This window comes from Kistimonas ophiarachnellae (genome assembly GCF_057552235.1).
In genome coordinates this window covers 330,027-345,117 of record NZ_BAAJPA010000002.1, presented here as the reverse complement: position 1 = coordinate 345,117, position 15,091 = coordinate 330,027, and the positions used below count along the sequence as shown (strand labels likewise).

General features: G+C 50.6%; 10 protein-coding genes. 8 read left to right on the top strand and 2 right to left on the bottom strand.

The window, feature by feature from the left end; genetic code table 11:
- The first annotated feature begins 384 nt into the window (after window positions 1-384).
- From AC27K1_RS03750 to AC27K1_RS03720, 7 genes are all read left to right on the top strand, one after another.
- Window positions 385-3,225: a 2-oxoglutarate dehydrogenase E1 component gene (locus tag AC27K1_RS03750; protein WP_487148409.1), complete on the top strand. Its 2,841-nt coding sequence runs from the start codon at window positions 385-387 to the stop codon at window positions 3,223-3,225.
- A gap of 40 nt (window positions 3,226-3,265) precedes the next feature.
- A complete protein-coding gene (odhB, locus tag AC27K1_RS03745) occupies window positions 3,266-4,504 on the top strand; it encodes a 2-oxoglutarate dehydrogenase complex dihydrolipoyllysine-residue succinyltransferase (RefSeq protein ID WP_487148407.1) in 1,239 nt (412 codons plus the stop codon).
- A 65-nt stretch (window positions 4,505-4,569) separates the two neighbouring features.
- A complete protein-coding gene (lpdA, locus tag AC27K1_RS03740) occupies window positions 4,570-6,009 on the top strand; it encodes a dihydrolipoyl dehydrogenase (protein WP_487148405.1) in 1,440 nt (479 codons plus the stop codon).
- A gap of 180 nt (window positions 6,010-6,189) precedes the next feature.
- Window positions 6,190-7,359, top strand: coding sequence for an ADP-forming succinate--CoA ligase subunit beta (gene sucC / locus AC27K1_RS03735; RefSeq protein ID WP_487148403.1), 1,170 nt, complete (start codon window positions 6,190-6,192; stop codon window positions 7,357-7,359).
- Complete coding sequence (sucD, locus tag AC27K1_RS03730; RefSeq protein ID WP_487148401.1) at window positions 7,356-8,228, top strand: succinate--CoA ligase subunit alpha; 873 nt, start codon at window positions 7,356-7,358, stop codon at window positions 8,226-8,228. Before sucC ends, sucD begins: the two co-directional genes overlap by 4 nt.
- A gap of 172 nt (window positions 8,229-8,400) precedes the next feature.
- Entirely contained in the window at window positions 8,401-9,522 is a 1,122-nt protein-coding gene (ald, locus tag AC27K1_RS03725; RefSeq protein ID WP_487148399.1) for an alanine dehydrogenase, read from the top strand.
- Window positions 9,523-9,653: 131 nt separating this feature from the next.
- Window positions 9,654-10,520, top strand: coding sequence for a UbiA family prenyltransferase (locus tag AC27K1_RS03720; protein ID WP_487148397.1), 867 nt, complete (start codon window positions 9,654-9,656; stop codon window positions 10,518-10,520).
- A gap of 48 nt (window positions 10,521-10,568) precedes the next feature.
- Here AC27K1_RS03720 and gspD read toward each other — a convergent pair whose 3' ends face one another.
- The gene (gspD, locus tag AC27K1_RS03715) at window positions 10,569-12,539 is read right to left on the bottom strand and encodes a type II secretion system secretin GspD (protein ID WP_487148495.1); all 1,971 of its coding nucleotides are present in this window, start codon (window positions 12,537-12,539) and stop codon (window positions 10,569-10,571) included.
- A 62-nt stretch (window positions 12,540-12,601) separates the two neighbouring features.
- Window positions 12,602-13,234 (bottom strand): type II secretion system protein N, encoded by a 633-nt coding sequence (locus AC27K1_RS03710; RefSeq protein ID WP_487148395.1) that lies wholly within the window; start codon window positions 13,232-13,234, stop codon window positions 12,602-12,604.
- Window positions 13,235-13,605: 371 nt separating this feature from the next.
- Here AC27K1_RS03710 and gspE point away from each other — a divergent pair, with 371 nt between their 5' ends.
- Window positions 13,606-15,090 (top strand): type II secretion system ATPase GspE, encoded by a 1,485-nt coding sequence (gene gspE / locus AC27K1_RS03705; protein ID WP_487148494.1) that lies wholly within the window; start codon window positions 13,606-13,608, stop codon window positions 15,088-15,090.
- Window position 15,091: the final 1 nt, after the last annotated feature.

Sequence of the window (15,091 nt, the reverse complement as noted above, 5' to 3'; positions counted from 1 at the left end):
ATAATAGACGTTGAGAAATTGGCTTTTTGATTGTTGTATTTTGTAAATGATCAGTTATCACCGACTTTAATAACATCTATAATTAGTGCGTGGATTCGTACAGTTCGGATTGTTATATTTATCCGGCTGATTTTGTCTGGATAAGTGCTCAAAAAGTGTCTATCCAAGGGGCTGCCTTGCTATCCGATATTTCTGTCCGTTATTGTGGCGGAAGGATTGTTTTGTCAGCCAGTAACGGTTTTAACCAGCAGGGGCGACCGGGCAACACCCGGACTATCTGTGGGGAATAGCGGCTGAAGCGATTTTTACCCGACGCTTCCACTGCACAAGCACTCTCCGGTTTCGACATCAGATAGTGACCCAATTGAGTGGGGTTACAGGATAATGCAAGATGGTGTGATGCAGCGGATGTGGGGCTCAGCTCATATATCCGGGGGAAACGCTGCATACGTTGAAGAACTGTACGAAAGTTATCTCCGAGACCCTAATACTGTACCGGAGGAATGGCGCGATTATTTTTCACGGTTGCCTCAGGTGGCCGATTCCCAGAGTGCTGATGTCCCTCATTCTGCTATACGTGATAATTTCCTTCTTCTAGCCCGCAATAAAACCCGCCAGCAGCCGGTGGGTGCCGGTACTGTCAGCAGTGAGCATGAGAAAAAGCAGGTTCTTGTTCTGCGATTGATCAGTGCCTACCGGGTGCGTGGCCATCAGAATGCCAAAATAGATCCCCTGGGGATTATGGGGCGAGAGGTCGTGCCAGACCTGGCGCTTGAACATCATGGTTTAAGTGAAGCGGACCTGAATACTGACTTTCAGACCGGTTCACTGTTTATCGGCAAAGAAGAAGCGTCGCTCGGAGACATTGTTCAACTGTTGCAGCGGACATACTGTGGCAGTATCGGTGCTGAGTTCATGCATATCGTTGACACACAGCAGCGTCGCTGGTTTCAGCAGCGTCTGGAAAGTGTGCAGTCCAGCCCCGCTATCGGTGTTGATGCAAAGCATCATTTGCTGGAACGACTGACTGCCGCTGAAGGCTTGGAAAAATACCTCGGCACCAAGTATCCCGGAACAAAACGCTTTGGCCTTGAAGGTGGTGAGTCGCTGATTCCGATGCTGGATGAGTTGATTCAGCGTGCAGGCACTTATGGCGCTCGGGAGATCGTCATTGGCATGGCACACCGTGGGCGTTTAAATGTATTGGTCAACATTCTCGGTAAGAACCCTTCAGAGCTGTTTGAAGAGTTTGAAGGAAAGAAAATTGCTGAGAATGGATCGGGTGATGTCAAATATCATCAGGGCTTTTCTTCTAATGTGATGACGCCGGGAGGGGAGGTTCATCTTGCTCTCGCTTTCAATCCATCTCATCTCGAAATTGTCAGCCCCGTAGTCGAAGGGTCTGTCCGGGCAAGACAGGATCGTAGAAGTGACGCTGAGCGTCATTCGGTTGTTCCGATCTCATTGCATGGCGATGCGGCCTTTGCCGGGCAGGGTGTTGTCATGGAAACGTTCCAGCTGTCCCAGACCCGAGCCTATGGTACGGGTGGTACGGTTCATATTGTTATTAATAATCAGGTGGGTTTCACAACCAGCCGACGTGATGATGCCCGCTCTACGGAATACTGTACGGATGTTGCAAAAATGGTCGGTGCGCCCATCCTGCATGTGAATGGTGATGATCCAGAGGCCGTTGTATTTGCTACAAAACTGGCCATGGATTATCGGATGGAGTTCAAGAAAGATATCGTTATTGATCTGGTGTGTTACCGTCGCCGTGGTCATAACGAGGCGGATGAACCGTCAGGTACGCAGCCGATGATGTACCAGAAAATTAAGGTTCAAAAAACGTCGCGTACGCTCTATGCCGAGCATTTACTTGCACAGGATGTCCTGACAGAACAGCAGGACAAGAAACTGGTCGACGATTATCGCAATGCACTGGAAAGCGGTTTGCATGTTGCCAAGAGCTTGGTAAAAGAACCCAATAAAGAGCTTTATGTCGACTGGGCCCCTTACCTCGGACATGAATGGACAGCGCGACATGATACTCGTGTTGCACTCAGCATACTCCAGGAGCTGGGCCAGAAAGTCTGCGACACCCCGGAAGGCTTTGTCGCACAGCGGCAGGTGGGCAAGATTCTTGACGACCGCAGAAAAATGGCTGCTGGTGCATTGCCAATCAACTGGGGTATGGCTGAAACCCTGGCTTATGGCAGCCTGCTAAAAGAAGGGCATCCTATCCGAATGACAGGGCAGGATGTTGGTCGAGGAACTTTTTCTCACCGCCATGCTGTCTTACATAACCAGAAAGATGGTTCAACCTGGGTTCCATTAGCTCACTTGGCTGAAGGGCAACCCCAGTTGCAGATTTACGATTCCGTCTTGTCAGAAGAAGCCGTTCTTGCATTTGAATACGGTTACGCAACGACAACACCTAAATCACTGGTGATTTGGGAAGCGCAGTTTGGTGACTTTGCTAATGGTGCTCAGGTAGTCATTGACCAGTTTATTGCCAGTGGTGAGCACAAGTGGGGACGCCTGTGTGGCTTGACCATGTTATTACCGCATGGTTACGAAGGTCAGGGACCTGAGCATTCTTCTGCGCGCCTTGAGCGTTTCCTGCAGTTGTGTGCAGAACATAATATCCAGGTCTGTGTGCCGACCACGCCTGCTCAGGTATTCCATATGCTGCGTAGACAGGTGCTGAGACCTTTGCGTAAGCCGCTCGTTGCATTCACGCCTAAAAGTCTGCTTCGCCACAAGTTAGCGATTTCTTCGCTGGAAGAATTGGCTGATGGTTCATTCCAGACGCTGATTCCAGAGACTGATGAACATGAACAGTCCCAGATAACACGGCTCGTCATGTGCAGTGGGAAAGTGTATTACGACTTGCTTGAAAAGCGCCGTGCTGAAGGGTTGGATCATGTCGCGATCATTCGTATTGAGCAACTGTATCCATTCCCGCAGGAAGATCTTGATGAACTGATCGCAGGTTATCCAAACCTGACGTCTGTCGTCTGGTGTCAGGAGGAACCCATGAATCAGGGGGCTTGGTATTGCAGTCAGCATCATATGCATCGCGCTATTGGCCAACACAGTAATCAGCAGTTGCAACTGCAGTATGCTGGCCGCGAAGCGTCTGCGGCACCGGCTTGCGGCTACATGTCTATTCATGTGGAGCAGCAGCAGAAACTGGTAGCGGATGCGTTGGGTCTCAACTGAAGCAGCACTGAAACAGAATCGTTCAAGGAACTAAATCGACATGGCCATTGAAATCAAAGCACCAACCTTCCCTGAATCTGTGGCTGACGGTACTGTTGCCAGTTGGCATAAACAGCCGGGTGAGGCTTGTGCCCGTGATGAACTGTTAGCGGATATTGAGACTGACAAAGTTGTCCTTGAAATTGTCGCTCCTGCGGATGGCGTCCTTAAAGAAGTGATTAAAGCTGAAGGAGAGACAGTCCTTAGCGAAGAATTAATTGGTATCTTCGAAGAAGGTGAGGGCGGAGTGGTTCAGCCTGCATCTGCAGAGGCGGAAACTGCTTCTGTTCCAGCCCCGACAGCACAACCTGAGGGTGGTGCGCACTTGAGCCCTGCCGCACGCCGCATGGCTGACGAACATGGTATTGATCATGGTGCAGTGGCTGGTACTGGTAAAGGTGGCCGGGTCACCAAAGAAGACGTTATTAATTACGTCGAGTCTGGCGCAGCCGCTGCTGCCTCGAAACCTGCTAGCGCACCAGCGCCGAGCACTCCCAAAGCTCCTGCGCCTGAGGCCATCGCGCCGGTGTTTGATGGTGACCGGGTAGAAAAGCGTGTTCCAATGACCCGCTTGAGAGCACGTATTGCCGAGCGACTGGTTGAGGCGCAGCAATCTGCGGCCATGCTGACCACGTTCAATGAAGTGAACATGAAACCCATCATGGATCTTCGTCGCCAATACAAGGATCTGTTTGAGAAGCGGCATAATGTCAAAATGGGCTTTATGTCCTTTTTCGTAAAAGCCTGCGTAGAAGCGTTAAAGCGTTACCCTGTGGCAAATGCGTCTATAGATGCGAATGATATTGTTTATCATGGCTATCAGGATGTGGGTGTGGCTGTGTCCAGTGATCGTGGTCTGGTTGTGCCAGTGCTTCGTAATGCTGAGGATATGAGTCTCGCCGATGTTGAATTAAAAATCAGGGAATACGGTGAAAAGGCCAAGGAAGGAAAACTCTCCATTGAGGAGATGACGGGGGGAACCTTCACGATATCCAACGGCGGTGTGTTCGGGTCACTGCTTTCAACACCGATTCTGAATCCGCCACAGTCGGCGATTCTCGGTATGCACAAGATTCAGGAGCGTCCCATGGCGGTCAATGGTGAAGTGGTTGTACTTCCCATGATGTATCTTGCGCTTTCCTATGATCACCGTTTGCTGGACGGCAAGGAAGCGGTAGGCTTCCTGGTCACTGTGAAAGAGTTGTTGGAAGATCCTGCACGTATGCTGCTGGATGTCTGATTTGTTTTCGACAGGGGGTGGCTTCGACTGCCCCCAGATAATTGTTTTGAATCCGGGAAAGCGATATGGCTGAAAAATACGACGTGGTGGTAATAGGCTCAGGACCTGCAGGTTATGTCTGTGCCATCCGTGCAGCCCAGCTGGGCCTTAAAACGGCCTGTATCGAGAAGTGGGTGGATGAAAAGGGCAAAGCCAAACTGGGCGGAACCTGCCTGAATGTGGGCTGTATCCCCTCCAAGGCGCTGCTTGATAGCTCCTACAAATATTACGAAGCCAAAAAGCATTTTGATGTGCATGGCATTACCACGGGTGAAGTGGGTATTGATGTCCCTGCCATGATTCAGCGTAAGGACAAGATTGTTGGCAACCTGACTCAGGGTGTCGGCGGTCTGTTCAAGGCTAACGGCGTGACCCTGATCCAAGGAACCGGCACTGTGCTGCCAGGTAAGCAGGTCAATGTCTCAGCAGCGGATGGATCCAGCCAGGTTCTGGATGCCGAGAACGTGGTTATTGCAACGGGTTCGGTACCTGTTGAGATCCCGCCTACACCGCTTAATGGCGACATTATTGTGGATTCTACCGGTGCGCTGGAATTCCAGCAGGTACCTGGCCGTCTAGGGGTTATTGGTGCAGGTGTTATTGGTCTTGAGCTGGGTAGTGTCTGGGCACGTCTGGGGTCGGAAGTGACTGTGCTGGAAGCGCAGGATCGTTTCCTGGCCACGGCTGATCAGCAGATTGCCAAGGAAGCCGCCAAGATCTTCAAGAAGCAGGGGTTGGATATTCGTCTGGGAGCTCGCGTAACGGGCTCTGACGTGAATGGTAATGAAGTCACCGTCAAATATACCGACCAGAATGGCGAAGAGCAGTCACAAGTATTTGACAAGTTGATTGTTGCCGTTGGTCGTCGCCCATTGACTGAAAACCTGATTGCACCAGATTCTGGTGTCAATCTGGATGAGCGCGGTTTCATCTTTGTTGATGAGCAGTGCAGAACCGATGTTCCTGGTGTCTATGCCATTGGTGATGTGGTTCGCGGCCCGATGCTTGCCCATAAAGGCTCTGAAGAAGGTGTCATGGTTGCTGAGCTCATTGCTGGTCAACCTGCACAGGTTAACTATGATCTGGTTCCGTCCGTAATCTATACCCATCCTGAAATCGCATGGGTTGGTAAAACGGAAGAAGAGGTCAAGGCTGGCGCTGAAGAGTATAAAGTGGGCACATTCCCATTTGCTGCCAGTGGACGTGCTATGGCATCTAACGATACCGATGGTTTTGTCAAAGTGATTGCTGACAAGAAAACCGATCGTATCCTCGGTGTCCACGTGATTGGTCCTGCAGCAGCCGAACTGGTTCAGCAGGGCGCTATTGCGATGGAGTTCGCTGCCAGCTCCGAGGATCTGGCATTGACCATGTTCTCACACCCAACCGTCAGTGAAGCGTTGCATGAGGCGGCACTGGCAGTTGATGGGCATGCCATTCACATCGCTAACCGCAAGCGTAAATAATCTGCAGGGTGAGACTCTCACCTGATCGAACTCTGGCGGGCCTTGTCGCCCGCCAGCTCAAAAATAAGAATATAACCAGCGTTTATATTTGTTCCAGAAGTCAAAGGGTAGGGCTTCCAGGGCCTGCCATAACGAGTAATAAAAAACCGAATCATCTGAGATGAGGGAAGGGTCAATAGCATGAACTTGCACGAATACCAGGCCAAACAGCTCTTCAAAGAGTATGGTCTGCCCGTATCCGTGGGTTTTGCCTGCAAAACTCCTGAGGAAGCGGTTGCAGCAGCGGATAAGGTAGGTGGTGATCACTGGGTGGTGAAGGCGCAGGTCCACGCTGGGGGGCGTGGTAAGGCCGGTGGCGTCAAGCTGGTTAAAAGCAAGGAAGAGATTCGTGCTTTTGCTGAGCAGTGGTTGGGTAACCGACTGGTGACCTATCAAACGGATGAGCGGGGGCAGCCGGTCAGCTGTATTCTGGTGGAATCCTGTACGGATATTGCCAGCGAGCTTTATCTTGGCGCTGTTGTCGATCGTTCAACCCGTCGTGTGGTCTTCATGGCTTCCACGGAAGGCGGTGTTGAAATCGAGAAAGTGGCGGAAGAAACCCCTGAAAAAATTCTCAAGGCGACCATTGATCCCCTGACAGGCGCACAACCCTACCAGGCTAGGGAGCTGGCATTCAAGCTGGGCTTGAATGCAGTACAGGTCAAGCAGTTTACCAAGGTGTTCCTGGGGCTGGCCAAACTGTTCACGGACTACGATCTGGCGCTGCTGGAAATCAACCCGCTGGTTATCACCGAGTCCGGCGACCTTCTTTGCCTGGATGGCAAAATCAATATCGACAGTAATGCTCTCTACCGCCAGCCCAAGCTGAAAGCGATGCATGATCCTTCCCAGGATGATCCGCGCGAAGCACATGCTGCCCAGTGGGAACTCAATTATGTTGCGCTGGATGGCAATATTGGTTGCATGGTAAATGGCGCAGGTCTTGCCATGGGAACCATGGATATCATCAAGCTACATGGTGGTCAGCCGGCAAACTTCCTGGATGTAGGAGGCGGCGCAACCAAAGAGCGGGTCTCTGAAGCCTTCAAGATTATTTTGTCAGATGACAGCGTGAAGGCTGTTCTGGTGAATATATTTGGCGGTATTGTGCGTTGCGACCTGATTGCTGAAGGTATCATCGGCGCTGTTAAAGAAGTGGGCGTGAATGTGCCTGTTGTTGTTCGACTGGAAGGTAATAACGCAGAACTGGGTGCCAAGACACTGGCAGACAGTGGTCTGGATATCATTGCAGCCAACAGTCTCACGGAAGCTGCAGAGCAGGTGGTGAAAGCTGCGGAGGGGGGCAAATGAGCATTCTCATCAATAAAGAGACCCGCGTCATCTGTCAGGGCTTCACAGGTTCCCAGGGGACATTCCACTCAGAGCAGGCCATCGATTACGGTACGCGCATGGTGGGTGGTGTCACGCCGGGTAAAGGTGGCCAGACACACCTGGGCTTGCCGGTCTTTGATACGGTGCGTGAAGCTGTCGAACAAACCGGTGCTGAAGCGTCTGTCATTTACGTGCCGGCTCCATTCTGTAAAGACTCTATACTGGAAGCGGCTGATGCCGGTATTCAGCTGATTGTATGTATTACAGAAGGTATCCCGACACTGGATATGCTGGAATGCAAGATCAAGTGTGATGAGTTGGGTGTCCGGTTGATTGGCCCCAATTGCCCGGGTGTCATTACACCGGGTGAGTGCAAGATCGGTATTATGCCCGGGCATATTCACAAGCCGGGTAAAGTAGGTATTGTATCCCGCTCCGGTACCCTGACCTATGAGGCGGTCAAGCAGACGACAGACTATGGCTTTGGTCAGTCAACCTGTGTTGGTATTGGTGGTGACCCCATTCCGGGCTCAAACTTTATCGATATTCTTGCGCTCTTCGAGGCTGATGACAGTACTGAAGCTATTGTCATGATTGGCGAGATTGGCGGTACGGCGGAAGAAGAGGCTGCAGCTTATATCAAGGATCATGTGACCAAGCCTGTTGTATCCTATATTGCCGGTGTCACAGCGCCACCAGGGAAACGCATGGGGCATGCTGGTGCAATTATCTCGGGAGGTAAGGGGACTGCCGATGATAAATTTGCAGCGTTAAATGATGCCGGGGTCAAGACAGTCCGCAGTCTTGCTGATATCGGTAAAGCCTTAAAAGAAATCACCGGCTGGTAAAAACAGAGAGTTATAAAAAAAGGGCGCCTAAATAGCGCCCTTTTTTATTTCTAAAATAGATATTAAAACAGTGTAAAACGCTGCCATAGGATAAAAATACAGTGACAATAATTTAAGTTAGGTGTTTATACTTAGTTGTAAGATCTGGAATGAAGCAAGAAAGGAGTGGAACATGCTGTTAGGTGTACCCGCTGAAATCAAGAATCATGAATATCGCGTTGGTTTGATTCCTGCTGCTGTAAAAGAACTGGTAGGCAGAGGGCATTCTGTCATTGTTGAGAATAATGCGGGTGCCGCTATTGGGTTCGACAATGCTGCCTACCTGGCTGCAGGTGCGGAGATTGTTCCTACGGCAGAAGAAGTCTTCGCCCGTGCTGACATGATCGTCAAGGTCAAGGAGCCTCAGGCGATTGAGCGCAAGATGTTGCGCCCTGGACAGACACTGTTTACCTATCTGCATTTGGCGCCAGACGTCCCTCAAACCAGTGATTTGATCGCTTCTGGCGCTACCTGTATTGCCTATGAAACCGTGACAGATAATGCGGGTCGTTTACCGCTGCTGGCACCGATGTCGGAAGTGGCAGGGCGTATGTCTATTCAGGCTGGCGCACATTGCCTCGAAAAGGCCATGGGTGGTCGTGGTGTTTTGATGGGGGGCGTGCCAGGGGTTGAACCTGCAAATGTTGTGGTGATTGGTGGCGGTGTTGTTGGCTATAACGCAACCCTGATGGCAGTGGGAATGGGCGCTGATGTCACCGTGCTTGATCGTTCACTGGATGTACTCAGACGGTTGGATCAGCAATTTGGCAATCGCATCAAGACAGTTTTCTCAACGTTTCAGGCGATTGAAGAATATGTGGTCGAGGCAGACCTGGTGGTCGGTGGTGTGCTGATTCCAGGCGCTGCTGCACCCAAGCTGATCACGCGCGAGATGATTCGCTCCATGAAGCCGGGTGCAGCCATCGTTGATGTGGCAATCGACCAGGGTGGTTGCTGTGAAACCTCTCATGCAACAACGCACGCAGAACCGACTTACATTGTTGACGATGTGGTTCATTACTGTGTCGCTAACATGCCTGGTGCTGTTGCTCGTACATCTACCATTGCGCTGAATAATGCAACCATTCCTTTCGTACTTCAGCTCGCAGACAAGGGGCCTGGAAAGGCGATGGAAGAGAATCGACATCTGCTTAATGGTTTGAACGTCTGTAAGGGTGTTGTTACCTGCAAGAGTGTGGCAGAGGCGCAAAATCTCGATTACCAAAGCCCTGACGACATCTTGAAGGAACTGTAAAAAAAGTCTGCTGGTAGGAAAAACCGCAGCCTGCAAACAGGCTGCGGTTTTTTTATAGGTTTCTTAACGAATAGCCCATTACCTGTGAATCCTCTATGCTTCGCCACCGGGTTGATAACAGGTTGACAGGCATGCAGCAGGCCATTGAGTTTCCGCAGAAATACCGTTTTTTTCGCGCATTAAGACCCTTCTCTTTTAGTGTGGCGCTGATGACCTGTGGTCTCGGTGTGACGCTCGCCTATCAATCGGGTGAAGGTCACTTGTTACGATCTGTTTTAGTGATGATTGCAGGTGTTCTGTTACAGGCCGCAACAAATCTGTTTAATGATTACGCTGATCTTAACTTTTGGCAGCGACAAACCTCTCCGTTGGCCAAAAGTGTGATGCATCAGATCCGCTTGAATGCTCAGTGCGCCATGGCAATGGCGATTGTGGCTTGTTTGCTCGGCCTTTATTTGGTGAGTCATACGGGATGGCAGCTTCTATTGATTGGTCTGCTCGGTGTGGCTGGTGGGTATTTTTATACGGCAGAGCCTGTCAATCTTAAAGAACGGGGGCTTGGGCTGGTCGCAGTTTTCGTTTTTACGGGGCTGCTGATGGTTGAAGGTGCCTATATGGCGGTCAGTGGTGACTGGTCTTTTCGTGCTTTGCTGCTGGCCTTGCCTTTATCCATTTTGTCGAGCCTGGTGCTTTTGGCAAATGAACTGCGGGATGTAGAAGATGACAGCCGACGCCATATACAAACATTTACCGTGCGTTTTGGGTTTGCCGTTGGACGATCACTCTACATGATTCTTTTCTTGGTGCTTTTTGCTGTAGTCCTATGGCTTGCAGTATCTGACTCTATCCATGAGCCGATGTGGCTGCTGCCATCGGTTGCCTTCCTGTATTGGCCTGTTCATTTGCTGCTGAGTGGTTGCAAGGATTTATCACGTTTGCCGCCTATGACGGGGCGTGTCTTTATGGTGTTTGGTCTTGGTTTGATGTGTGCGGTGTAGTGGGAGAGATTAGGTGCAGAAGTCATGGCCTCTGCACCGGTATGAATACTAATTCTTCAGGCGCAGCTCAAAGAGCTTGGCTGCGGTATCCGGCATGCTACCGCTCACGGGTGATGTGGCCTTGCCATCGTGAATCAGTTTGAGCGTTGAATATTTTTGGTTGGTCGCATTAGTCAGAGACTCAGGCGTACGCATGATGCTCGGCTTGATAAAAAGCATCAGGTTTTTCTTGGTGCGTTTATCTGTTGTATTGGTGAACAAGCCGCCGAGTAAGGGGATATCACCCAGAAAAGGTACTTTTGATGTGCCTTTTTGGATGTCGTCTTGCAGTAAGCCGCCGAGAATAACGGTATTGCCATCATCAACGATAATGGTCGCCTTGATTTTTCGTTGGCTGGTGATGGGGTCGCCACTCTGTGTCAGGGTAGAAGAGTTATCCAGTAGATTGGAAATTTCCTGTTCTATTTCTAATCGCAGCGATTCACCATCACCGATATGAGGTGTGACTTTAAGCGTTAAACCCACCGGTTTTCTTTCTGTTGTTGTGAACGGGTTGGTGCTTGAGTCTCCCCCGCTGGTATAAGAGCCTGTTTGAAAAGGGACTTCCTGGCCGACTACAAATTCTGCTTCTTCGTTATCGAGTGTGATCATGCTCGGGGTAGAGAGCAGATTGGTTTTTGTGCGGTTACTCAGTGCATTGATGAGAACCCCGAAATTACTGTTTCTTAATGCGACTGTGCCGATATTGATATCAGGTAATGGGGCGCCGACCACGGATACAGGGTTAGCCGTATTACTCGAATAGGTGTTTTTACCGCCAATACCCCATTGGATGCCGAGCGCATCGTTAACATCGCCAGAAACTTCGACAATGGCTGCTTCAATTAACACTTGGGCTCTGCGTACATCCAGCTGTCTAACGAGTGTTTCAAGTTCTTTTAGCGTGTTTGGGTCAGCGATCATGACCAGGGCATTGGTTGTTTCGTCTGCTTTGATAAAGATATTGCCACCCAATTTATTACTGCTGCGAGACGAGCTGCTCTGTCTTGCAGGTGCCGAGCTTGGAATGCCGGCTTGTCTTGAGCTGCTTGAGCTGGTTTGGGAGCTGCCATTGCCATCTTTAATGGACTGGGAGGCTTCGCTGAGAATTTCAGCCAGATTTTTAGCATCGGCATAGCGCAGGAACATAACACTTGTGGATGATGTACGGATGCCTTGTTCATCCAGCGTATGAACCAGTTTTCTGACCCGGGCGCGTTTATTGGCATTTCCCTTGATAACCAACCTGTTGCTGCGCTCGTCGGCAATCACCTGAAGGCTGCTGGGTAGCGGTCCTTTATTGCTGGATAGCGTGTCCTGAATGATTTTACTGACGTCTCCTACCCAGGCATGTTCTAGCTTAATGACTTCGTAATCATTGTCGCTGGCGTCATCAAGATCTTTTACCAGGCGTGTAATGCGCTCGACATTGTCAGCCAGGTCGCTGATTACCACGGCATTACCAGATGACGAAGCAGCGGCATGACCATATTGTGCAATCAAGGGGCGGATTATTGGAATCACTTCAACCGCTGAGACGCTGTGCAGGTCAAGTACTCGGGTCACCATAGTGGCGTTACCAGGTTTTTTGCTTGTGTCTGGTGCTGTACCGGCGGTTTTTGCGGTGGTTGTTGGAATAATGCTTTTGGCGTTGCCCTTGGGGATGACCGCGTAGCCGTTAGCGCTTAGGACTTCCAGGAAGATGTCGTAAATCTGTTCCTGGTTCATAGGGGTCGATGAGATGACCGTGACGGTATTACCGCCCTTTATCCGGGGATCGATAACAAAGGTGTCACCGGTAATATTGGCAATTTGGGCAATGAATTCCCTGATATCAGCATTCTGTTGATTTAGCGTCCAGCGTTTATTGGCGGTTGATGCACCATCGGATACAGCCTGATTAATCTGTGCCGGCTGTTCAGCAAGCGCAGGAAGGCACGTGAACAGCAGAGTGAGTGTCAATACACCGAGGCTTTTCATGCCTGCTCGCTCTGTTGAAAGCATAGTCATTGGCAACCTGTACAATTTATTGTTAGCTAAGGCTAATTCCCCTGAGCCTGCTGTAAGCGCTGGCGCAGCTGTTCCATTCGATCTTCAAGGGCCTTGGCGTTCTCCTGGTATTGATCGCTCAGGCCGGGTATCTCTTTCGGCGTGGCCGGTGTTTGCGGGTATGCCACCGATTCCAGCCCCATGTCAGTGGATATTTCCGGGAAAATCAGTTTTTGCAGGGAACCTTGATAGCGAATAACCACATGATGGGGATGAACCTGGTCCAGCACTGCACCGCCCGGGAGCGTATCGCCTATCCGGTAAAAACGGTCCTGGCCGCTGCTGTCCTGGATGATGGCGCTGGAGTCATGGGTTGTATCGCCTGCCAGTGCTCCCCGCAATGTCAGGTTCAGGCTGGTTTTGGGGAGTTCCCGGGTGACCGGCTCTGACTCTGGTTCACTGGCTTCACCAAACAGGAAGCGGAAGTCGGAGATGGATAATGACGGTTGTGTGGTTTCGTCGTCAGATAGCGGGGTGCTGTTCGGATTGTCCTGCAGTGTCTGATACAGATTAAATGATTGCACAGACAGTGTTGCGAGCATCCCAATCGACAGGATGACCAGTATAATGATTGACTGGTACTTCACGAGCAAATTCAGAGATTTATCAAGCACTTCGTTGTTCATGTTCTCATGATTATCCTGGACAAGCAGTGCAGAGAAAGAGATTTATTAATGTAGTTATTATCAAACATGATAACAGCAATTTTTTTTAAAATCGTCAAATGACTTTCTGTAAACCGCTTTCTGACTGAAGAGGGGTAAGTCATTACCAAAAAACCTGCAAAACGGGTGAAATCAAAGCATAATAGCTCATAGTCTGTTACTTGGACGTTATGACTAATAAATCGTTCCCTCTCTGTCAGGAACGTTATACTGATTGGCCAGTCAAATAATTATTAATGGGGTAATCAGGAGCTGCATGCTTGAATAATCAAAGTCAGCCGGAATCCGTTAGGGGGCAGAAGGTCACTGAAGCACCGGGGCATGAAACAGTAATGTCCGATGCAATGGCGTCAGTGCGAATGCTGCCTTTTGCATTTGCGCGACGTCACAACCTGGTGCTGGATGAGGAAAACGGAAAACCGGTTTTGCTCATGTTGAATGTCCCATCCGTTGAGTTGATTGCGGAAGTGCGCCGCTTTTGTGGCAGTTCGTTGCAATACCGCCAGCTGGATGAGGAGTCTTTTGCTGCCGTCATGTCCCGCTGCTACCACGAAAACAGCTCGGACGCCCTGCAGCATGTGGCAGGTATTGGTGATGACCCGGATCTGGTGAGTCTTGCAGATGCAGTTCCTGAGACAGAAGACCTCTTGGAACAGTCGGACGATGCGCCGGTTATCAAACTCATTAACGCGCTGTTGACAGAGGCGATCAAGGAAGGCGCTTCTGATATCCATATTGAAACCTTTGAGTCCCGTTTGGTAGCACGATTCCGTGTTGATGGCGTTCTGCATGAAATTCTCTCGCTCAAGCGCAATCTGGCCGCTCTGCTGGTGTCCAGGATCAAGGTTATGGCGCGATTGGATATTGCGGAAAAGCGTATACCCCAGGATGGCCGGATCTCACTGCGTGTTGCGGGCAAGGAAGTGGATGTGCGGGTATCAACCCTGCCGTCCAGTAATGGTGAGCGGGTTGTACTCCGGCTATTGGATAAAGCGGCCGGACGCCTACGCCTGGAACATCTGGGAATGCGGCAGGAAGTTATGTCAACGCTGCAGCATATGTTGGCCCAGCCCCATGGCATTATTCTTGTTACCGGCCCGACCGGATCAGGAAAAACCACATCGCTCTATGCAGGCCTTTCATCATTGAATGACAGCTGTCGCAATATCCTCACGGTAGAAGATCCCATTGAATACAATCTTGAGGGTATTGGTCAGACTCAGGTTAATACCAAGGTCGATATGACGTTTGCCCGTGGTCTGCGCGCTATTTTGCGACAGGATCCCGATGTTGTGATGGTCGGTGAGATTCGCGATACCGAAACGGCAGAAATTGCTGTGCAGGCTAGTCTGACCGGCCATCTGGTACTTTCTACGCTGCACACCAATACCGCGATCGGTGCGATTACCCGCTTGCATGATATGGGCATTGAGCCATTCCTGTTGTCATCCAGCCTGATTGGTGTCATTGCTCAGCGCCTGGTCAGGATTTTGTGTACGCACTGCCGTCAGCCCTATCTGGCGGATGAAGTGGAATGTCGCCAGCTTGAAGTTGATCCTGCGAATCCGCCCACCTTATACCATGCGACGGGATGCAGTGAGTGTAAGCACAATGGCTATCGCGGGCGCACGGGGATTTATGAAGTGGTCTCCATTGATGATGAGGTCCGGCGGATGATTCATCGGGAAGCCGGTGAGCAGACGATCAATGACTATGTGCGTCGCACAATGCCCAGTATCCGGGCGGATGGCCGGGAAAAAGTGCTGGCCGGTGTCACCACGCTTGAAGAAGTACTCAGGGTTACCCGTCGGGATTAAC

What these genes read in the sequence shown, in the direction of transcription:
- sucC (WP_487148403.1), top strand. Translation starts at nt 6,190, where the DNA reads ATGAACTTGCACGAATACCAGGCCAAACAGCTCTTCAAAGAGTATGGT.
- odhB (WP_487148407.1), top strand. Translation starts at nt 3,266, where the DNA reads ATGGCCATTGAAATCAAAGCACCAACCTTCCCTGAATCTGTGGCTGAC.
- gspE (WP_487148494.1), top strand. Translation starts at nt 13,606, where the DNA reads ATGTCCGATGCAATGGCGTCAGTGCGAATGCTGCCTTTTGCATTTGCG.
- ald (WP_487148399.1), top strand. Translation starts at nt 8,401, where the DNA reads ATGCTGTTAGGTGTACCCGCTGAAATCAAGAATCATGAATATCGCGTT.
- gspD (WP_487148495.1), bottom strand. Translation starts at nt 12,539, where the DNA reads ATGAAAAGCCTCGGTGTATTGACACTCACTCTGCTGTTCACGTGCCTT.
- AC27K1_RS03720 (WP_487148397.1), top strand. Translation starts at nt 9,654, where the DNA reads ATGCAGCAGGCCATTGAGTTTCCGCAGAAATACCGTTTTTTTCGCGCA.
- lpdA (WP_487148405.1), top strand. Translation starts at nt 4,570, where the DNA reads ATGGCTGAAAAATACGACGTGGTGGTAATAGGCTCAGGACCTGCAGGT.
- sucD (WP_487148401.1), top strand. Translation starts at nt 7,356, where the DNA reads ATGAGCATTCTCATCAATAAAGAGACCCGCGTCATCTGTCAGGGCTTC.
- AC27K1_RS03710 (WP_487148395.1), bottom strand. Translation starts at nt 13,234, where the DNA reads ATGAACAACGAAGTGCTTGATAAATCTCTGAATTTGCTCGTGAAGTAC.
- AC27K1_RS03750 (WP_487148409.1), top strand. Translation starts at nt 385, where the DNA reads ATGCAAGATGGTGTGATGCAGCGGATGTGGGGCTCAGCTCATATATCC.